At 63.6% G+C, this 19,675-nt stretch carries 18 protein-coding genes and 3 pseudogenes; 13 read left to right on the forward strand and 8 right to left on the reverse strand.

Features of this window, described 5'->3' with window-relative positions; genetic code table 11:
- The 4 genes from DID96_RS19925 to DID96_RS19940 all read right to left on the reverse strand — a co-directional run.
- The coding region (locus DID96_RS19925) for a helix-turn-helix domain-containing protein (protein WP_148094508.1) at positions 1–74 on the reverse strand (74 nt) is incomplete at its 3' end.
- 909 nt (positions 75–983) lie between these two features.
- On the reverse strand, positions 984–1,205 hold the full coding sequence (locus tag DID96_RS19930) for a hypothetical protein (RefSeq protein ID WP_124600995.1): 222 nt from the start codon (positions 1,203–1,205) through the stop codon (positions 984–986).
- On the reverse strand, positions 1,202–1,972 hold the full coding sequence (istB, locus tag DID96_RS19935; RefSeq protein WP_409333793.1) for an IS21-like element helper ATPase IstB: 771 nt from the start codon (positions 1,970–1,972) through the stop codon (positions 1,202–1,204). The genes DID96_RS19930 and istB overlap by 4 nt, the downstream gene beginning before the upstream one ends.
- Positions 1,953–2,894: a Mu transposase domain-containing protein gene (locus DID96_RS19940; RefSeq protein WP_260463952.1), complete on the reverse strand. Its 942-nt coding sequence runs from the start codon at positions 2,892–2,894 to the stop codon at positions 1,953–1,955. The genes istB and DID96_RS19940 overlap by 20 nt, the downstream gene beginning before the upstream one ends.
- Before the next feature lie 149 nt (positions 2,895–3,043).
- Here DID96_RS19940 and DID96_RS19945 point away from each other — a divergent pair, with 149 nt between their 5' ends.
- Genes DID96_RS19945 through DID96_RS19955 form a run of 3 tightly spaced genes read left to right on the forward strand, consistent with a single transcriptional unit; the run spans position 3,044 to position 6,287 of the window.
- A complete protein-coding gene (locus DID96_RS19945; protein ID WP_124600996.1) occupies positions 3,044–4,309 on the forward strand; it encodes a tyrosine-type recombinase/integrase in 1,266 nt (421 codons plus the stop codon).
- Entirely contained in the window at positions 4,306–5,280 is a 975-nt protein-coding gene (locus tag DID96_RS19950; RefSeq protein WP_124600997.1) for a tyrosine-type recombinase/integrase, read from the forward strand. Before DID96_RS19945 ends, DID96_RS19950 begins: the two co-directional genes overlap by 4 nt.
- Positions 5,277–6,287, forward strand: a complete 1,011-nt coding sequence (locus DID96_RS19955; RefSeq protein ID WP_124600998.1) for a tyrosine-type recombinase/integrase — start codon at positions 5,277–5,279, stop codon at positions 6,285–6,287. The genes DID96_RS19950 and DID96_RS19955 overlap by 4 nt, the downstream gene beginning before the upstream one ends.
- Before the next feature lie 104 nt (positions 6,288–6,391).
- Here DID96_RS19955 and DID96_RS19960 read toward each other — a convergent pair.
- The 3 genes and pseudogenes from DID96_RS19960 to DID96_RS19970 form a co-directional block, all read right to left on the reverse strand.
- A pseudogene (locus DID96_RS19960) lies at positions 6,392–6,961 on the reverse strand (IS21 family transposase); the annotation flags it as partial.
- Positions 6,962–7,896: 935 nt separating this feature from the next.
- Positions 7,897–8,184 carry a type II toxin-antitoxin system RelE/ParE family toxin gene (locus DID96_RS19965; protein ID WP_124600999.1) on the reverse strand — a complete coding sequence of 96 codons (288 nt, stop codon included), beginning with the start codon at positions 8,182–8,184 and terminating at the stop codon, positions 7,897–7,899.
- The gene (locus DID96_RS19970) at positions 8,181–8,687 is read right to left on the reverse strand and encodes a hypothetical protein (protein WP_124601000.1); all 507 of its coding nucleotides are present in this window, start codon (positions 8,685–8,687) and stop codon (positions 8,181–8,183) included. The genes DID96_RS19965 and DID96_RS19970 overlap by 4 nt, the downstream gene beginning before the upstream one ends.
- Before the next feature lie 232 nt (positions 8,688–8,919).
- On the opposite strand from DID96_RS19970, the gene DID96_RS19975 reads away from it, so the two are divergent.
- The 5 genes and pseudogenes from DID96_RS19975 (at position 8,920) to DID96_RS19995 (ending at position 11,126) form a co-directional block, all read left to right on the forward strand.
- The gene (locus DID96_RS19975; RefSeq protein ID WP_124601001.1) at positions 8,920–9,327 is read left to right on the forward strand and encodes an antitoxin Xre/MbcA/ParS toxin-binding domain-containing protein; all 408 of its coding nucleotides are present in this window, start codon (positions 8,920–8,922) and stop codon (positions 9,325–9,327) included.
- Positions 9,324–9,848: pseudogene (locus DID96_RS19980) on the forward strand (RES family NAD+ phosphorylase). The gene DID96_RS19975 and the pseudogene DID96_RS19980 overlap by 4 nt, the downstream one beginning before the upstream one ends.
- 65 nt (positions 9,849–9,913) lie before the next feature.
- Positions 9,914–10,213: pseudogene (locus tag DID96_RS19985) on the forward strand (IS4 family transposase); the annotation flags it as partial.
- A gap of 24 nt (positions 10,214–10,237) precedes the next feature.
- Entirely contained in the window at positions 10,238–10,453 is a 216-nt protein-coding gene (locus tag DID96_RS19990; protein WP_124601002.1) for a FimD/PapC C-terminal domain-containing protein, read from the forward strand.
- A 151-nt stretch (positions 10,454–10,604) separates the two neighbouring features.
- Positions 10,605–11,126 (forward strand): hypothetical protein, encoded by a 522-nt coding sequence (locus tag DID96_RS19995; protein ID WP_124601003.1) that lies wholly within the window; start codon positions 10,605–10,607, stop codon positions 11,124–11,126.
- A 75-nt stretch (positions 11,127–11,201) separates the two neighbouring features.
- On the opposite strand, the gene DID96_RS20000 is transcribed toward DID96_RS19995, so the two are convergent.
- Positions 11,202–11,900 (reverse strand): TetR/AcrR family transcriptional regulator, encoded by a 699-nt coding sequence (locus DID96_RS20000; protein ID WP_124601004.1) that lies wholly within the window; start codon positions 11,898–11,900, stop codon positions 11,202–11,204.
- 367 nt (positions 11,901–12,267) lie between these two features.
- On the opposite strand from DID96_RS20000, the gene DID96_RS20010 reads away from it, so the two are divergent.
- The 5 genes from DID96_RS20010 to hydA all read left to right on the forward strand — a co-directional run bounded on the left by DID96_RS20010 (position 12,268) and on the right by hydA (position 19,527).
- Positions 12,268–13,548 carry a Zn-dependent hydrolase gene (locus DID96_RS20010; protein ID WP_124601005.1) on the forward strand — a complete coding sequence of 427 codons (1,281 nt, stop codon included), beginning with the start codon at positions 12,268–12,270 and terminating at the stop codon, positions 13,546–13,548.
- A gap of 135 nt (positions 13,549–13,683) precedes the next feature.
- On the forward strand, positions 13,684–15,021 hold the full coding sequence (locus tag DID96_RS20015) for an NAD(P)-dependent oxidoreductase (RefSeq protein ID WP_124601006.1): 1,338 nt from the start codon (positions 13,684–13,686) through the stop codon (positions 15,019–15,021).
- Between the two features lie 70 nt (positions 15,022–15,091).
- Positions 15,092–16,399, forward strand: coding sequence for an NAD-dependent dihydropyrimidine dehydrogenase subunit PreA (gene preA / locus DID96_RS20020; RefSeq protein ID WP_124601007.1), 1,308 nt, complete (start codon positions 15,092–15,094; stop codon positions 16,397–16,399).
- Positions 16,400–16,510: 111 nt separating this feature from the next.
- Entirely contained in the window at positions 16,511–18,019 is a 1,509-nt protein-coding gene (locus tag DID96_RS20025; RefSeq protein WP_124601008.1) for an NCS1 family nucleobase:cation symporter-1, read from the forward strand.
- 50 nt (positions 18,020–18,069) lie between these two features.
- The gene (hydA, locus tag DID96_RS20030; RefSeq protein WP_124601009.1) at positions 18,070–19,527 is read left to right on the forward strand and encodes a dihydropyrimidinase; all 1,458 of its coding nucleotides are present in this window, start codon (positions 18,070–18,072) and stop codon (positions 19,525–19,527) included.
- Positions 19,528–19,675: the final 148 nt, after the last annotated feature.

A 19,675-nucleotide genomic window follows, 5' to 3' on the forward strand; every position in this document is an offset into this window, starting at 1 on the left:
GCGAAGCGGCGCATGTCGCGCGCCTGCTCGCCAGTCGGCATCAGTTCGAATCGGAAGGCCTGAAGACATTGCATACGCTGAGCGTATCACCCACCACTTACGCGTTGTCAAGGACGCCTGCGGCGTCCGCGCTATCCGTCCCCGGCCTGAAGTCCGGGGCCTGCCGCGCTTCCCGGTCAACGCTTCCAGCGTGCCGGCCACACGGACCCCACCCGCCTGCCGGCTGAGTATTGAAATTCTTCGGTCGCCCAATGGAGTGTGTGTATTCTCGGACGTCGATTTTAAAAGAATCAACGCGCATCGCAGCGCTAAGGTTCCACCGCAGGACGCGGTGACGATGGCGAGCCTTTTGGCCACGATTCTCGAGGCGCGAGCAGATTTGGCGATGGCACCTGTCCCATCGATCAGGGTGGTCAGCGCGCTCAAGCCATCGCATGACTTTCCCGTGTACGCGCGATCAGTCGGTCTGTAAATCGTTCATTGGAACGATCTCGTCTCCTGTTGGCAATACACCACGGGCAAACTCGAACGGGTGATTATTTCGGTCTGAAGCATTAATGTAAACAAAATGTATGGGAAGTCTTGTCAGATGAAATAATCACCTTGGGTTGAGATCATGAGTAGATCCATAACGGAACAGGAACCACCAGGGGATGCAACGTGGTTGCCGTGTAGCACTCCGCCTACTCGACCCATGTGGTGTGATGGTCGATGGCCAGGAGGGCCATGCGCGTTCCCGGTCTACTGGGATGGCACCAAGTGGCTAAGCAAGGTGTTTGGAGGCGACGGGGATACTTGGCGCGAACGCGCTTCTGCCCCCACGCCGAAGCAGGGTGGACGAAAACCAAAGGCCGCACTTTGCCCGGGTTAGGCGACGCTGTTGGCGGCGGCGTAAATCCGACACCAGACGGCGGCGCAAGGTTGAGTTAAACACTCGACCATGCGCCGCAGGCATTGCCGCCCGCAGGGCGAGTAAAGCAGGATCAGAACCCGCCCTCGATGTCGTCGATGTCGCCATCGGTGGGCGGCGAACGCTGCTCGCGGATCAGCTCGTGTAGCTCGACGCCGTAACGCATCCAGATGCGCGCGCGCAGATCGCTGAGCAGCTCGAACACGGCGAACGCCTGGTGGGTCGACCAGTCGGCGTCGATCAGGAAGTGCAGCCCGCGAGACAGGCCCGAAGGCAGGTGCGTGCGGCGGCTCATGGCTTCTTCTCCGGGCGCGCAGCGTTACGCTTCTTGGCGCGTTGCTCGGCCCGCTCGCGCGCTTCCTTGACGCGATACGACTCGCCCTCGATGGCGATGACCTCGGCGCGATGCACGAGGCGATCGACCAGTGACACGACGCAGGCCGCATTCGGGAACACCTCCGACCATGCTGCGAACGGTTTGTTCGTTGTAACCACCGTGCTCGCGGCGCCGTACCTGCGGCTCACCAGCTCGAACAGCAGGTCGGCATGGCGATTCGAGTACGACAGGTAGCCGACCTCGTCAATCAAGAGCACTTCGGGCGAAGCGTAGCGATGCAGGCGCCGGCGCAGCGCCGAGTCACTGTCGAGCGCGGCCAGCTCGCCGAGCATCTGGCCAGCCGTGGTAAAGAGCGCCGTGTAGCCGTGGATGAGCGACTGGTACGCGAGGTTCAGTGCGAGTGTCGATTTGCCCACGCCGTTCGGCCCGATCAGCACGACGTTGGACTTCTCCCTGACGAACTCGAGCGCCATCAGTTCCTCGAGCGCGCCTCGGTCAATCCGTTTGGGCCATGCCCAGTCGAAGTCCGCCAGCGGCTTGAAGTTGCCCAGGCGGGCGTCGCGGATACGCCGCTCGAGCGAACGGCGCGCGCGTTCCTGCTCTTCCCACTGCAGCAACGGCTCGACCCATGACGCGTCGGCGATCTCGCTCCAGTGCGCCAGCAATCCGTACATCCGCAAGGCATTGGCGCGCTCGTGCAACTGCTCAGTCCTGTTTGTCATCATCGGCCTCCGCAGTGAGCTGGTCGTAGATGTCGAGCCGGTGTGGCGTCACGCGCTTGTCCTTGTCGCGCACGTGTTCCGGCAGCTTGATGGCGATGGGCGGAGGGGCTCCCCGTGCAGCGCGCCGGCGCTCCAGTGTCAGGCGCACTGGGTTCTGGTGCGGCGCGGCGCCGCTCGCGAGGGTTTCCTCGATAGCGGACTGCAGCTCGGCGGCGCCATACCGGTCGAGTAATCGCAGCAGCTGCGCAGTAATGTTGCCCAGATTGCTGCCGCGTTCGGCCGCGCGCAGCATCAGTGTCCGGGCAGCCGGCGCGGCGTGCGCGAGATGGTCCAGGCCGCGGTGGTGGCGGGCCTCACGTTTGTGCTCCACCAGCGCATCGATGTGCGCCGCGATCTCGATCTGCGCGCCGCGGTCGTAACTGCGCGCATGCTCGGCGACGACATCGGCGCCATCGAGGATGCGCACCTGATGCTGGTCGGCACGAACCGTAAGCGTGCGTCGCACATGCGTGTGCGGTATCGAGTAGTCGTTCAGGTCGAAGCGCACATAGGGCGTCTTGCCGGCTGTCGCGGGAAGCTGCAGTTCGCACGGGTACGGGTTGTCCGGCAATGCAAGCAGGCTCGGCTTCTCGCGCTCGAAGGCCTCGCGTACGGTGATGGCCGGATCCTCCCGGCATGGACGATCGGCTGCCACACCCGCGCACCATTGTGCGGCCTGGGCGTTCAGATCATCGAGATCGGCGTACCTGCGCGCGGCAAAGAAGCTCTCGCGTGCGAAGCGAATTGCTCTTTCGACTCGACCTTTTTCGTTCCCCCTCGCGACGGCCACTGGCCTGGGTTCGAACCGGTAATGGCTGGCAAACGCGAGCAGCGCCGGATTGAAGCGGATCGCATCGCCCTGACGCTCGAGCACGGCGCTGCGCAAATTGTCGTACTTCTGTGTCCTCCGGCGTTATGTGCCAGCATGGGGGCGGATCGGCGGCGGAGTTGACTAACTTCGCTGTGGCGGGAACATAACAATCTTATTCAGTGTGACGATGAACCTCCCTTCATAAATTATGAATGGAGGTTGTCATGTTGGGGCACTACTTTATCCGGCCTGCCACGATTGACGAGATTCGCGCGAGCTGGCTGGCACCGCAGATCGAGAACTACGTAAGCTGGATGCACGATAACGGTTACTCTGCCCGGAGCGTTATTCGTCGAGTCCCGATTCTTTGTCAGTTTTCCGAATTTTCGCGCGCACATGGCGCCGTAGATGTCGGGCAATCGATAGCGCACGTCGAGGCGTTCGTGGCCGTCCGATTGGGTAAACTCGATTTCCCACATAAGACGGCGAGGGCCCGCAAGAACATCCTGGACGCCGCTCGCAGTACAGTACAGCAAATGCTTCAACTGGCGACGACAGGAGAGATCAGGCGGGTAGATTTCCAGCGCAGACCATTTCCGTTCAACGACGAGGTGCCGGGATTCCAGGCGTACCTGCGGGAGGAACGTGGCTTGAGCGTGAGTTCGCTCGAGCAATATTACTATGCGCTGAACCGCCTGGAACGTTATTTGACGCAAACGGGTGTGCGGGCGTTATCGGAGCTATCGCTGCCCCTGCTGGCATCGTTCAGCATTCACTCCGCACGAGAACTCGCCCCGACCTCTCGTCGCGAACTGTGCGCCAGACTACGGGTGTTCCTGCGTTACTGTCACCGGGAAGGAATCATTGCCGATAACCTGGCAGCAGCGGTAGAAGCACCACAAAGCTATCGACTAGCGCGGATTCCTCGCTCCCTTACCTGGGACGAGGTGCGCCGCATGTTTGCGATGGTAGATCGACGGACCATCATGGGTCGCCGTGACTATGCCATGTTGCTGCTTCTCGTGACTTACGGGCTTCGGGCACATGAAGTCGTCAACCTGACGCTTGACGACATCGACTGGAAACGCGAGCGCTTTCAGATTCCATGCCGCAAAGCCGGACACTGGACAGCTTATCCGCTGGCGAGCGTCGTTGCAGAGGCGCTGATCGACTACCTGAAGAACGGTCGTCCTTCAACGACCGATCGTCACGTGTTTTTCCGTAACCTCGCACCGTTCCTGCCGATCAGCAGTGCTGCCATTTCATCGGCAGTGGCGAAGTATCTCAGTCAGGCGGGCATCAAGATTCATCGAGCTGGGACGCACACCTTGCGACACACATGCGTGCAACGACTTGTTGATGCTGAGTTTCCCTTGAAGACGATCGGTGACTACGTTGGGCATCGCTGCAGTAGCTCCACCGAGATCTACAGCAAAGTCGCGATCGACACCTTGCGCGACGTTGCCATGGGTGATGGAGAGTTGCTATGAAGACCCGCAATCCTGAACTGCGCAGCATACTGGCTGAATCGATTGCTACCTTCGTGCAGTACAAGCGGGCCCTCAATCGCAAGTACCGCGCGGAGGCCCTGGCGCTGAATCTGTTTGACCGCTACCTCTGCGAACGGCAAGTGCGCACCTGGGCAGAAATCAACCAGGCCATGGTAGACGACTTCCTTTCCTCTCGGCCGCGGAACCGGCCGCGTAGCTACAACCATTTGCGTGGGGTACTCGCTCGCTTCTTTGAGTGGGCGATCCTTCACAAATTGACGCAGCACAATCCTGTCATTACCAGACCGCGACGCGTGACCAGTCAGCGGATCCCATATCTCTTCGATTTACCCACCGCCCAACGACTGCTCGAGATTGCCCGGACGCTACCCGACGGCCCAAAGGCAGCGCATCGTGGGCTCGTGTACGAAACCATATTTGCGCTGCTTTACGGCCTTGGGCTACGGGTTAGCGAGGTCGCAAAACTGAGGCTGGGCGATGTCGATTTCGTGCGCAACACATTGCTCATTCGCGAGACCAAGTTTCAAAAGAGCAGGTACGTCCCGTTTGGCCCACGACTTGCGCAACGCGTGCGGCGATACGTTGAAGAGCTTCATGGTCAAGGCGGCGAAGCTGACGTTCCACTGTTCTCCTTTACCGAACGAAGCTGCATCAGTGCGGGCACGATCAGTCTCACATTCCATCAACTCGTCCCCAGACTACAGCTTCACATGCCGCCCGGCGTTTCACCTCCGCGCGTCCACGATTTGAGGCATTCGTTCGCGACAGGGACGCTGTTGCGTTGGTATCGGGAAGGAATTGACCCCAACCAACGATTAGTACATCTGTCGACGTTCATGGGCCATTGCAATCCGGCCTCAACAGCAATCTATCTGACGATCACCGAGGAGATGCTTCAGCAGGCCGGTGAGCGTTTTCACGTCTCTGTGCCGAAGGAAGGTGTGCTATGAATAGCCTCGGTCAAATCCTGCACGCGTTCTTCGAGGACCATCTCAAGGTCCAACTGGGGCTGCGTCCGTCCTCAGTCAAGAGCTACCGGGACACTTTGAAGCTCTTTCTGGTATTCGTCGCCGGAGTCCGACATCGCCGGCTCACGCGACTCACCATCCCCGATCTGAGCTCTGACCGAGTACTGGAGTTTCTGAGAATGATCGAAGTTGAACGGGGCAATAAAGCGAGTACCCGCAATCAGCGACTGGCTGCGTTGCACACCTTTTACGGCTACTTGGCCCAGCATCACATTGAGATGCTGGCCGAAGCCGAGCGCGTTCAGGCCATTCCGGCCAAACGGACTTCGCCACCGGAAACAGTGTATCTGCAACGCGATGAAGTCGATACGATGTTCAGGCTCCTCCCCAGGGAGGGCTCATTGGCGCTCCGCGACCGCGCGATCTTGATGCTCCTGCACAACACCGGAGCCCGGGTACAGGAGATTGCCGACCTACGCGTAGGCGACGTCGATCTTGATGCACCACTTCGCGTCCGGTTGCATGGTAAAGGTGATAAATGGCGGATTTGTCCAATCTGGCCCGAAACGGCAACACTGCTGAAGCAACTCGATAACGTACATCGCGGCGATAAGTCGCTTCCGCTGTTCGCATCGAATCAGCACGGATATCCCTTGACGCGGTTCGGTTTGTACAAGATCGTAAAACGACATGTAGCGGTACTCAGATCCAATCGATCAGATGGACCGAGCCGAGGAATTTCTCCGCACTCCTTCCGACACGGGACGGCTGTCGCATTACTGGAAGACGGTGCCGACATCAATGTGGTTCGGAGTTGGTTGGGCCACGTCAGTCTCGATACCACCAATCGTTATGCGGAAATTTCCCTCCGCACCAAACAAGCCGCTCTCGCCGTGTGTCTGCCACCGGTTGATGCTGTGGTGGCATCCCCCACCAGCGCTGGATGGCGGCGGGACGAGGATCTGCTGAAATGGCTGCAATCGCTCTAGAAATTATGTGTCATCCTCAACGGGCGCCCCCTTGCGCCATATATCCTTCAGACCGTTCTGGCACATAACGCCGGAGGACACAGAAGTACGATTCGGTTCCCGGGAACCGAATCGTACTTGAGGACCCTCGGCACCCCGGACCACGCTTCGAAGGCACCCACGTGGCCGGCCAGGAAGCTGTCCATACGGGCGTCGAGGAAGAAACGCAGCCAGATCTGCCGGGACCACGCCAGCACCATCACGAAGGCCATCAGCGGCCGGTGCGCGCGACCGATCTGCAGGTGGCCGAATGAGGCCCAGTCGACCTCACCCACTTCTCCCGGCATGGTGCGCAAGCGCAGATAGGCCTCAGGAGTCGGGCGTGGACGGTGGAGCGCCACCAGGTGACGGAAGTGGTGAATGTTGCCCCGGTAACCGCGCTCGGTCACCATCGCGTACAGGCGGCTGGCCGTGAGTGAGGGAAACTTCTTGAGCGTCTCATGGATGAACGGCAGGTACGGATCAATCCGCGAGGGCCGCTGCACACCGCCCACCCGCGGCAGGCCCGCCTGGGCCAGCACACGCTGCACGGTGCCGCGATGCACATGCAGCTGGCGCGCGATGGTGCCGCAGCGCCACTTTTCGACGTGGTAATAGCGCAGGATCTGCGCCTCAACTTCAGCCTTGATGGTCATGGGTCGGTTCCTTTTTGTTCGGTAGCAGTACGAACCTCACGGAAGACCCGACGGCGCAATGGCCCATGACGCACAAATTCACATGCGCAGTGACAGAAGCGGCAATGCCCGGGCGACGGCGTGCTTGCCATCGTGGCACTCGTCTCGCTGGCCGATGTCGTCGAAGTCACAATCAGTAGAGCATCAGCGGTGGGCTCGGCGGAAGGGTGATGCGTCACTTTCTCGCGCCGCTGGCGATAGCGGCGCATCCTGGCGGCATGCGCCATACGACCGCGCCAGCTGCGCTGGTAACGGCGACCAGCCTCGCGCACGCTGGCCCGACGTGAGGCCTGGGCGCAGTCGCGATCGCAGTAAGTCTGGCCGCTATCGCAACGGCGGCAGACGATGACCTGCGCCCGGCAACGGGCGCACACGTATAGGCGACCCGTGGGCGGCTGCATTGGCGGCTCCTCCAAAACGCCAAAGAGGAGGAGTCGAACAAAGTCGACGGGCCGCGTGAGCAATGCGATACTGACGGCTCACACGGCTCTCCGGCCGGCCGACAGGCCTGCCATATGGATACCCTGTGGAGGCGCAGCACCGGACTGGACTTGGCGGTTGAGGCCGGCGCTGCGCCTGTTTTTCTTCTTCGGCAAACGCCTTTCTACCATGCGGACGGCCCGCCCCGATTCAGGGCACGTCTCCAGTCGCCCTACGGGCTCCTTACGCCGTGCCCTGAATCAACGTCCCGTTCACTCTGCGTTGAACGCTTCCGCGATGTCTGTCTTCATGCGCGCGTCGCGCCGCCGCACTATGACGCCGCCGTTTATTGTCGGTTTTCAACCGCCGTTCACAGACGCGACAGTCAAGATGAGGAAAGGGTGCGGGCTTCGCGGCGCAACTGCTGTTTGGAGCGCTGGCGGAATTGGCCAAAGCCATCTTCCGCATGCGCTTGGTCAGGACGATGTCGGCCACTGCCGCCGGGTATGAACTACATTGAGGATCTGGGCGACCCCACCGACCACGCGATAGACCAACAAGTAATTCTCAGTCACGACGCACTCGCGTGTGCCGCGAACACGTCCGACCCGGTAGAGCTTCGGATTGGACGCAATGTGCGAGGCCTTCGCCTCGATCTCTGCCGCAAACGCGCCAGCGCCTTGCGGGCTCTCCGCCTGCATACGATCGAGGATGTCGGCGAGGTTGAGAATTGCAGTCGCCGTCCATTCGACAGCAAACGTCATTTACGGCTCGCCGCCTTTGATTTCGGAGCCGCCTTGCCTTTCGCGAGGGCGCGCAGGCCTTCGGTGTCGCCCGATTGCAGCAAAGCCACAACGGCGCCATTCGGTGCCTTTACGCTTTCCGGTTGGTCGGCCACGTCGACCGAGGCCCGCACCGTCTCGCGAAACCACTTGGCGTAGGCCACATCCGCGTGAGCGGCTTTCATCTGCTCGCGGGCCCGCTGCGCTTTCGACAGCTCCGCACTCGAGCGCGGAGCTGTCGGGTCGTATTGTGCGGCGTCAACTTCGAAACGCACGATACCCATCTCGCGGAGGAAAGTCGCTAGTGTCTCCAGGTGTGCCCAAGTGCGGACGGCGCCGCGCTGAGTTGCCAACGGGCGCTCGGTCCTGCCGTATTTAAACAGAACCCCCCAGCCGCCACGCTGGCCGACGACATGCGCCGAGCGCACCGCGCCCGCCTCGATGAGGCCAGCGAGGGTCCTTTGGTCAATGGTTTCGGTTGCCATGCTCACCCCTTTGACAGCATACAGGATAGAGTCTATCAAAGTTCAGGAAAGCAAGGATCAACCTACAGGATTTTGATGGGGGAGCGGGGTGGGGCGACAGCCCTGCGAACTCGTCTGCACGGGACGGCGAGCTGGCCCGCTGCGTCGAGCCCACCCAGGCTCGGCCGCTAGATTTGCGCACAGCTAGGTCGTGTGCTATAAATGTGCATAAAGTGTGCAAATTGGAGTGATCATGCGCCCCGCTGCCAAGCAGGATTCCACCCCCACGGTTGCCAGTTTCGAGCAGTTCATGTCTTCCCTCCGGGATCCCGACAGTCCCGCGCCAATTGTCTCGGCCCGCCGCTTCGTCGATGCTCTCCACATCGATTTGCAGACGCTCGCGCGGCAGGCGCACGTGCATCGCAATACGATTAGTCGGATGCCGGGGTCAGAGAGCGTACAGCGGTTCCTCCGCGATGCCCTGCGCGTGATCCGGGCCGCAACGGACATCTCTGGGGATGTCCAAAACGCGCTTTATTGGTACCGCAACGAGCCACTGCCGCTGTTCGATTACAAGACCGCTGAGCAGCTTGTTTCTGAAGAGCGCACGGAGGATGTTCTTCGCTACGTCGCTTCCCTTGAGGCGGGCGCAGCAGGATGATTTTTTCCAACTTGTCACAGGTCACGGCATATCGCGTGCACGTTCCCAAATGGGCCGTGGCTCCGACAAGTGGAGCCGGCGCGGGAACGCACGGCGGTCGAGCAAACCGCATCGGTGTGAACGCCTTGTATCTCGCGCTCGAACTAGAAACCGCAGTGGCGGAGTATCAGCAGGTATCACCGCTTCTTCCGCCTGGCACGCTTGTAAGTTATCAGGTAACGGCATCGCCAATCGTCGACTTCACCGCCGGCTATCGGACTGAGACGTGGGATCCGCTCTGGGAGGACTTTTACTGTGACTGGCGCGCACTCTAGTTCAATCACCGGGTCGAGCCGCCGAGCTGGGTGCTAGCTGACGAGGTCATTGCGTCAGGCGCAAAAGGCATTCTGTTCCGTTCCCGCTTGAATCCGGGCGGAACCAATCTCGTCATTTACGTGGACGATCTGTCCGAAGGCGATTCACTCGTCGCAAACGATCCGACCGGCGCGTTACCACGCGACCAGTCATCATGGAAGGCGTAGGCCAGGTGCGGCGTGGCGCGTCCCGTGTCGACTACTGTGCCGCGCCGGTCATGGATCGATAGTGGCGTGCGTGTCCTGATTTGGACGCGCGTCTGTTCTTCGATCCCGATGAAATTCGGACTGCGTATCTGCTTACGAAAACGCCCAGATCTGTGCAACCCGAGCTCAACGAAGTGTTGCGCTTGGTCGCACGCCTCGGCGGTTTCCTCGCTCGCAAGGGCGACGGCGACACCCCGCAGGGGCAGGTATGGACCGACCGCTGGGGGCGTGCCGTGGTGCCTCGGCTCTCTGCATACAGCAGCAATCGCGTGGAGGTGATGACCAGTACGCTGCCGCGCAACGTCGACATCGGCAACGGTTTCTAACGGGTCGACCCCGGGCGCGGGTCGGTGAACCGGATCGACTTCGAACTCACCCGCGTGCGTCGGGTGCTGCACAACGCTCGCGACTCCGACGGCAATCCGCTGCCCTCCGGCGCCTATGTGCTGGATGGTCGCCAGCAGTATGTCGGCACGGTGCTCGAGCAGGGGCAGGTGTTTCTCAATAACGGCGCCGGGAACGATGCGTTGTCGGTGGTTTTTCCGGACGGCAGACAGTGCCTGTAGCATTATGCGCTGCCCGAGCGCGCGGGTTCCGCCACGCCGTTCGAAAGCGCCGACGCCCGATGCACACTCCAATGAGACCCTGGCCTCGAGAGACGATATGTTGCGACAACCGAAGTGTATCCGCCGGTGGGCGTGGACAATGTGCGCGGGCTTGAGCCTGAGCGGGGCTGCGCTGGCGGCAGACAATTGCCAGGTGCATGCGGGGCATGCGCAGCTGGACTACGGTGCTCAGTACCGGCAGAGCATTTTGGGGCAACCCGCATCGGCCCTCGGTTACTCGTTGGGAAAACGCCTGGTTTCCGTGAACGTCGTCTGCAAGGAGCCGGTGCGCATGGCGATTTTCCTGCGCGGCAATGCGCTGAACGAACGCGCGTTCCGGTTTGGTTCGCAGGGCATTCTTTCCGTGGTGACCGGCGACGCGAATCTGGATGGCAGGCCCGTTGCACTGGGCAGTGTGGAACATGCCGGCCAGCAACTGTCGGAGCAGGCCGGCAAAGTCAGCCTGCATCCACGCACGGGCGTCGTGGTGCTGGAGCAAGGTGTGCCGGCGACGGGCAGCCGGTTGGCCTTGCAACTGGAACTGGATCCCGTGATTCCACGCACCTCGATCGAGGTCCTAAACAACGAATCCCTCTGGTCCAGTAGCCACATCATGGAGCTGGTCCCGTTCTGAAGGCGACCGGGCCCCGAGGACACCCGTGTCTGCGGAGCGATGAGCCAGGCAGCGGCGCGGTACACGCCGAAGTTTTCATGCCGATCGTCTTGCTTTCGGCGACACCGCTCCACACGCGCGAATCACGAGCTGCACGACCTGCTCGGTCTTCTCGTCGAACGCCTTTTGCGTGAGCGCGCGTTTGCCGCTCAGCGCGCGGATCTGCGCATCGAAATCCGCATAGTGCTGCGTGGTGGCCCAGATCAGGTACATCAGCGCATGCGCGTCGACCGGCGCGAGCAGCCCGCGTGCGATCCAGCCGTCGAGCACCTTCACGCGCGTATCGAACCACGGCTTCACGCGTTCGGACAGGATGTCCTGCATGTGCCCGGCACCGTGGATGATCTCGTTGGCCCAGACCTTCGAGCCGAGCGGGCGCCGCCGCGACAGCGCCATCTTCGCGCGCACGTAGCTGGCGATCGCTTCGACGGGATCGTCGTCGGCCTCGAACGAGCCGGCCGCGCGATGCCAGTCCTCGAACAGGTCGTCGAGCACGCGGCGGTACAGCGCGAGCTTGGTCGGAAAGTAGTAATGCAGGTTCGCTTTCGGCAGGCCGGCGCGCTCCGCGATCATCGCGGTGCTCGCGCCGTCGAGCCCGCGTTCCGCGAACACGGCCTCCGCACAGGCCAGCAGGTGTGCTTCGTTGGACTCGCGGATGTGCGCCTTGCGTCGCCGCAAAGGCGCGGGCGCGTCGTCGCTTTCGGTCGCTTCGGCTGCCACTTCGTCATCTCTCATCGTTACCCTCGCGCGGCGCGCATGCCGCGTTGGGCTTCATTCTAGCCGCACGTTTGCATTGAGCGCACGCATCGGCGACATCCCGTGTCCGCGAGATGCTGCGATGCAGTGGCACGTTTCTCGCTCTGTCGATTCCCATAAGAAAGACATTGATTTGGTGATTTTGATCGTCTAAAACCTGTCCAATCGGACAGGATTCGGCGTGCCGCGAACGACGGTGGAAACCGGGCCCGCGATCCGTCGGACGAATCGTGCGAACGATGCGGACATGCACCGCGCAGGTGCGGCGCCTGCCCCGCAAGCAGCCGAACATGCACCGGCACAGAGCGGGCTTGCGACATAACCGACCCCCACAGGAGCGATACGAATGGATGCAGTATCGGAAGCAGTGAAGCGGGCAACTGTCGATCCGTCGATCAAGGTCGACGGCAGGCGTTTGTGGGACAGCCTGATGGAGGTGGCGAAGATTGGCGCGACGCCGAAGGGCGGTGTCTGCCGCCTCGCGCTGACCGACCTCGACAAGGCCGGCCGCGACCTGATCGTCGGCTGGGCGAAGGCGGCCGGCTGCACGGTGACGGTCGATACGATGGGCAATGTGTTCATGCGCCGCGCGGGCCGCGTGCCCGATGCGGCGCCCGTCGTCACGGGCTCGCATGCGGATTCGCAGCCGACCGGGGGCCGTTTCGACGGCATCTACGGCGTGCTGGGCGGCCTCGAAGTGATCCGCAGCCTTAACGATCATGGAGTCGAGACCGAACATCCGGTCGAAGTGGTGATCTGGACCAACGAGGAAGGCTCGCGCTTCGCGCCCGCGATGGTCGCATCGGGTGTGTTCGCGGGCGTGTTCTCGCTCGAATACGGTCTGTCGCGCAAGGACATCGACGGCAAGACGATCGGCGAGGAACTCGCGCGCATCGGCTATGCCGGTGACGTGCCGTGCGGCGGCCGGCCGCTGCATGCAGCGTTCGAACTGCATATCGAGCAGGGGCCGATTCTCGAAGCGGAGCAGAAGACGATCGGCGTCGTCACCGATGCACAGGGGCAGCGCTGGTATGAAATCACGCTGACCGGACAGGAGGCGCACGCGGGCCCGACGCCGATGCCGCGTCGGCGCGATGCGCTGCTCGGCGCGTCGCGCGTGGTCGAACTCGTGAACCGGATCGGGCTCGATCATGCGCCGTTCGGCTGCGCAACGGTGGGCATGATGCAGGTCCACCCGAACTCGCGGAACGTGATTCCTGGTCGCGTGTTCTTCACCGTCGACTTTCGGCATCCTGACGATGCCGTGCTCGCGCAGATGGACGCCGCGCTGCGCGACGGCGTGGCGCGCATCGCGGCCGGCATCGGCCTCGACACGCAGCTCGAGCAGATCTTCTACTACAAGCCGGTCGCGTTCGACGCCGACTGCGTGAAGTCCGTGCGCGCAGCAGCCGAACGGTTCGGCTATACGCATCGCGACATGGTGTCGGGTGCGGGCCACGATGCGTGCTATCTCGCGCAGGTTGCGCCGACGTCGATGGTGTTCGTCCCCTGCGTCGATGGCATCAGTCACAACGAGATCGAGGACGCGACACCCGAATGGATCGAGGCGGGCGCGAACGTGCTGCTGCACGCGATGCTGTCGCGCGCGTGCGAACCCGCTTCATGACGACACGACCGACACAACCATAGCCGGCATTCCCGTTATCGACTGACCGCAGCGTTCATAAAACACGCCGTCCCGGCTCCGCATCCGCGCAGCTGGCAGGCACGGCTTTGTCCTCACTCTGACGAAGGAACGTGTATGGCCACCCAGCAAACCGGCGACATCGCCGCGCATCGCCTGTCGTCCACGCAACTCTCGTGCGAATTCGCCGACATCGCGCCACTGCTCGATCCGACCGCCGCCGCGGCCGCGGCGAGCCGCTGCCACTACTGCTACGACGCGCCGTGCGTGCAGGCCTGCCCGACGCAGATCGACATCCCAAGCTTTATCCGCAAGATCGGCAACGGCAACCTGAAGGGCGCGGCGACGGACATCCTGTCCGCGAACCCGCTCGGCGGCATGTGTGCGCGTGTCTGCCCGACCGAGATCCTGTGCGAAGGCGCGTGCGTGCGCAATCACCAGGACGCGCAGCCCGTCGCGATCGGCGCGCTGCAGCGGCACGCGACCGACTGGGCGATGGCGACGGGTGCCGTATCGTTCCGGCGGGCGCCGGATACGGGGCGTCACGTCGCGGTGGTCGGTGCGGGACCGGCCGGGCTCGCGTGCGCGCATCGGCTCGCGCTCGCGGGCCATCGCGTCACGCTGTTCGATGCGCGCCCAAAGGCGGGCGGCCTCAACGAATACGGGATTGCCGCGTACAAGACGGTCGACGATTTCGCGCAGCGTGAGGTCGAGTGGCTGCTGTCGGTCGGCGGCATCGCGCTGGAGACGGGTGTCGCGCTCGGGCGGGATACGACGCTCGACACGCTGCGCGAGCGGCACGACGCGGTGTTTCTCGCGATCGGCCTCGGCGGCGTTCGTGCGCTCGCGCTCGACGGCGAACAACTGGCTGGCGTGATGAACGCGGTCGACTTCATCGAGCAGGTGCGGCAGGCGGATGTGCTGGAACAGGTGCCGGTCGGGCGCCGTGTGGTCGTGATCGGCGGCGGCAACACGGCGGTCGATGCGGCCGTGCAGAGCCGCAAGCTCGGCGCCGAGCGCGTGACGATGGTTTATCGGCGCGGCGTGGACGCGATGAGCGCGACATGGGCCGAGCGCGAGTTCGCGCAGAAAAACGGCGTCACGCTCGTCACGCACGCGAAGCCGGTGCGCCTGATGGGCAACGGCGCGCAGGTGACGGGCGTTGAATTCGAGGGCACATCGGGCGAGCGCTTCACCGTCGATGCGGACATGGTGCTGAAGGCGATCGGCCAGACGCTCGTGCCGACCGGCGTCGACGCCGCGCTGCTGACTGCCGACGGCGCGCGCATCGCGGTCGATGCGGACGGGCGCACCGCGTTGCCCGACGTGTGGGCCGGCGGCGACTGCGCGGCGACGGAAGGCGTCGATCTCACGGTCCAGGCCGTGCAGGACGGCAAGGTCGCGGCCGCGTCGATCGACGCCGCGCTCGCACGACGCGCCGCGCGGGCGGCCTGACCCGGCACCGGGCGCACGAGCCGCACGCATCACCGATCACGACAACGACCCCACTCTCACGGAGCCGAACATGGCCGACCTTCGCTGCACCATCGCGGGCATCACTTCGCCGAACCCCTTCTGGCTCGCGTCCGCGCCACCGACCGACAAAGCCTACAACGTGAACCGCGCGTTCGAAGCGGGCTGGGGCGGCGTCGTCTGGAAGACGCTCGGGCTCGATCCGCACGTCGTCAACGTCAGCTCGCGCTATGGCGCGGTTCAGTGGAACGGGCAACGCATCGCGGGGCTGAACAACATCGAGCTGATCACCGACCGTCCGCTCGACGTGAACCTGCGCGAGATCGCGCAGGTGAAGCGCGACTGGCCGGACCGTGCCCTGATCGTATCGTTGATGGTGCCGTGCAACGAACGCGACTGGAAATGGATCCTGCCACTCGTCGAGGACACGGGCGCCGACGCGGTCGAACTCAATTTCGGGTGTCCGCACGGCATGAGCGAGCGCGGGATGGGCGCGGCGGTCGGGCAGGTGCCGGAGTACGTCGAGATGGTCACGCGCTGGGTGAAGGAAGGCACGAAGCTGCCGTGTCTCGTGAAGCTGACGCCGAACATCAGCGACATCCGGATGGGCTCGCGCGCCGCATACAAGGGCGGGGCGGACGGCGTGTCGCTGATCAACACGATCAACTCGATCGTCGCGGTCGATCTCGACCAGATGGCGCCGCTGCCGACGGTCGACGGCAAAGGCACGCATGGCGGCTACTGCGGCCCGGCGGTCAAGCCGATCGCGCTGAACATGGTCGCGGAAATCGCGCGCGACCCCGAGACGCCGAACCTGCCGATCTCCGGCATCGGCGGAATTTCGACGTGGCGCGATGCGGCGGAATTCATCGTGCTCGGCGCAGGCAGCGTGCAGGTGTGTACGGCGGCGATGCATTACGGCTTCCGGATCGTGTCGGATCTCGCCGACGGGCTGTCGAACTGGATGGACGAGAAAGACTACGCGACGCTCGACGACGTGCGCGGCCGTGCGGTGCCGAACGTCACCGACTGGAAGTACCTGAACCTGAACTACGACATCAAGGCGCGCATCGACCAGGATCGCTGCATCAAGTGCGGGCTGTGCCACATCGCGTGCGAGGACACGTCGCACCAGGCGATCACGCGCGAGAAGGACGGCATGCGCCACTTCGAGGTGATCGACGCCGAATGCGTCGGGTGCAATTTATGCATGCATGTGTGTCCGGTCGAGCAATGCATCACGATGGAGCGCGTCGACGCGGGCGGCTATGCGAACTGGACCACGCATCCGAACAATCCGGCGCGCGTCGATGCAGGCGCGAGCGCGGCGGAACCCGGGAAGCACGCAAAGGCCGCTTGACCAGCGTTCGGCACACCCCGGCGGCAAGCGCCGGGGCGCGCCGTTTCAGATCCCTTCGGCCCCGCGTCGCGCAACGCGGCGCGGGTGCGGATGTTTCCGTGGAGTGCCTTGATGAAGCTGACAGCGACCCCCGCCGATCCTGATGGCGCAGCCGCGCATGGCGGCAGTCTCTACAACGACGACCTTGCGCCGACGACGGCCGCGCAGCGCACGTGGAAGTGGTATCACTTCGCGGCGCTATGGGTCGGGATGGTGATGAACATCGCGTCGTACATGCTCGCGGCCGGCCTGACCGAGGAGGGCATGTCGCCGTGGCAGGCGGTGCTGACCGTGCTGCTCGGCAACCTGATCGTGCTCGTGCCGATGCTGCTGATCGGTCATGCGGGCGCGAAGCACGGCATACCGTACGCGGTGCTCGTGCGCTCGTCGTTCGGCACGCAGGGCGCGAAGCTGCCGGCGCTGCTGCGCGCGATCGTCGCGTGCGGCTGGTACGGCATCCAGACCTGGCTCGGCGGCAGTGCGATCTACACGCTGTTCAACATCCTGACGGGCAATGCGTTGCATGGCGCCGCGCTGCCGTTCGTCGGCATCTCGGGCGGGCAGCTCGCGTGCTTTCTGGTGTTCTGGGCGCTGCAGCTCTACTTCATCCTGCACGGCACCGACTCGATCCGCTGGCTCGAAAGCTGGTCGGCGCCGATCAAGGTCGTGATGTGCGTCGCACTCGTCTGGTGGGCGACGTCGAAGGCGGGCGGGTTCGGCTCGATGCTGTCGGCGCCGTCGCAGTTCGCGGCGGGCGGCAGGAAGGAAGGGCTGTTCTGGGCGACGTTCTGGCCGGGCCTGACCGCGATGGTCGGCTTCTGGGCGACGCTCGCGCTCAACATTCCCGATTTCACACGCTTCGCGCATTCGCAGCGCGACCAGATGATCGGGCAATCGGTCGGGCTGCCGCTGCCGATGGCGCTGCTGTCGGTGGTGTCGGTGGTCGTGACGTCGGCCACCGTCGTGATCTACGGCAAGGCGATCTGGGATCCGATCGACCTGACGAGCCGGATGACCGGAATCGGCGTGGGCGTCGCGCTCGTGATCCTGACGCTCGACACGATGTGCTGCAACCTTGCCGCGAATCTCGTCGGTCCTGCTTACGATTTCTCGAGCCTGTGGCCGAAGCGGATCTCGTATCGCGCGGGCGGCCTGATCACCGCGACGATCGCGATCGTGATGATGCCGTGGAAGATCCTCGCGACCACCGACGGCTACATCTTCACGTGGCTCGTCGGGTACTCGGCGCTGCTCGGGCCGGTGGCGGGCATCCTGATGGTCGACTACTTCCTGATTCGCGGCACGCAGCTCGATGCGCGCGCGCTGTTCGACGAGAACGGCCGCTTCAGCTACACGCGCGGCTGGAATCCCGCGGCACTGGTCGCGCTCGCAGTCGGCGTGCTGCCCAATCTGCCGGGCTTCCTGCATACCGCGTTCCCCGCGTCGTTTCCGAACGTGCCTGCGTTTTTCAACACGCTCTACACGTACGCGTGGTTCGTCGGCCTCGTGCTGGCATCGGCCGTGTACGGAGCGTGGATGAAATGGCGTGCCGGGCAAAGCGCACAGGTCGCGAGCGCCTGAACGGCGGTGCGCGTGGCTCGAACACTGAAAGTCAACGAGGAGGCAGCAAGATGGCAACCCTGATACGCGGCGGTACCGTCGTCGATGCAGACCGCACCTGGCGCGCGGACGTGCTGTGCGCCGATCCACAGGACGGCGGCACGATCCTGCAGATCGCCGACACGATCGAAGCGCCCGCAGGCGCGACAGTCGTCGACGCGCACGGGCAATACGTGATGCCGGGCGGCATCGATCCGCATACGCACATGGAGCTGCCGTTCATGGGCACGACGGCGAGCGACGACTTTTACTCGGGCACCGCGGCCGGGCTTGCGGGTGGCACGACGAGCATCATCGACTTCGTGATTCCGAGCCCGAAGCAGCCGCTGATGGACGCGTTCCGCGAATGGCGCGGCTGGGCGGAGAAGGCCGCGGCCGACTACGGCTTTCATGTCGCGGTGACGTGGTGGGACGAAACCGTGCATCGCGACATGGGCACGCTCGTACACGATCATGGCGTGTCGAGCTTCAAGCATTTCATGGCGTACAAGAACGCCATCATGGCCGACGACGAGATCCTCGTGAACAGCTTCTCGCGCTCGCTCGAGCTCGGCGCGCTGCCGACCGTGCATGCGGAAAACGGCGAGCTCGTGTTCCGCCTGCAGCAGGCATTGCTCGCGCGCGGGATGACGGGGCCGGAGGCGCATCCGCTGTCGCGTCCGCCCGAAGTCGAAGGCGAGGCCGCGAATCGTGCGATCCGCATCGCACAGGTGCTCGGCGTGCCGGTCTACATCGTGCACGTATCGGCAAAGGACGCGGTGGACGCGATCGCGCGGGCGCGCAACGAGGGCCTGCGCGTGTTCGGCGAGGTGCTGCCCGGGCATCTCGTGATCGACGAGGCCGTGTATCGTGATCCCGACTGGACCCGCGCGGCCGCGCACGTGATGAGCCCGCCGTTCCGTTCGGCCGAGCACCGCGACGCGTTGTGGCGCGGGCTGCAGTCCGGCCAGCTGCATACGACCGCGACCGACCATTGCGTGTTCTGTGCGTCGCAGAAGGCGATGGGCCGCGATGATTTCACGAAGATTCCGAACGGCTGCGGCGGCGTCGAGGACCGGATGTCGGTGCTGTGGCATCACGGTGTCAATCACGGCCGCATCACGCCGAACGAGTTCGTGAGGATCACGTCGACGAACGCCGCGCAGATCTTCAACCTCTATCCGCGCAAGGGCGCGGTGCAGGTCGGCGCGGATGCCGACCTGGTGGTCTGGGATCCGGCCGCGACGAAGACGATCTCGGTGAACACGCACCATCAGAAGGTCGACTTCAACGTGTTCGAGGGGATGACGGTGCGAGGCGTCGCGACGCATACGCTCACGCGCGGCGCGCTGGCCTGGGCAGATGGCGACCTGCGCGCGGTGCGCGGCGCGGGGCGGTACCTGAAGCGGCCGCCGAATGCCGCGTACTACGAGGCGGTGCGGGTCGCGAACCGGCTCAGGGAGCCGCATCCTGTCGAGCGCAACGGGTGAACGGCTTGTGCGCCCGCGTCTGCCGGAAACGTCGGCGGCGCGGGCGCTAGTGTTTCATCGCCGGTGTTCTGATTCAGGGTTGATGCTTCGGCATTGGCCCTTGCATGGAGTCGTCGCACCTGCGGCTGCTCCTTTTTTGTTTCCGCTC

This window comes from Burkholderia sp. Bp8963, from assembly GCF_003854275.1.
GTDB lineage: Bacteria > Pseudomonadota > Gammaproteobacteria > Burkholderiales > Burkholderiaceae > Burkholderia.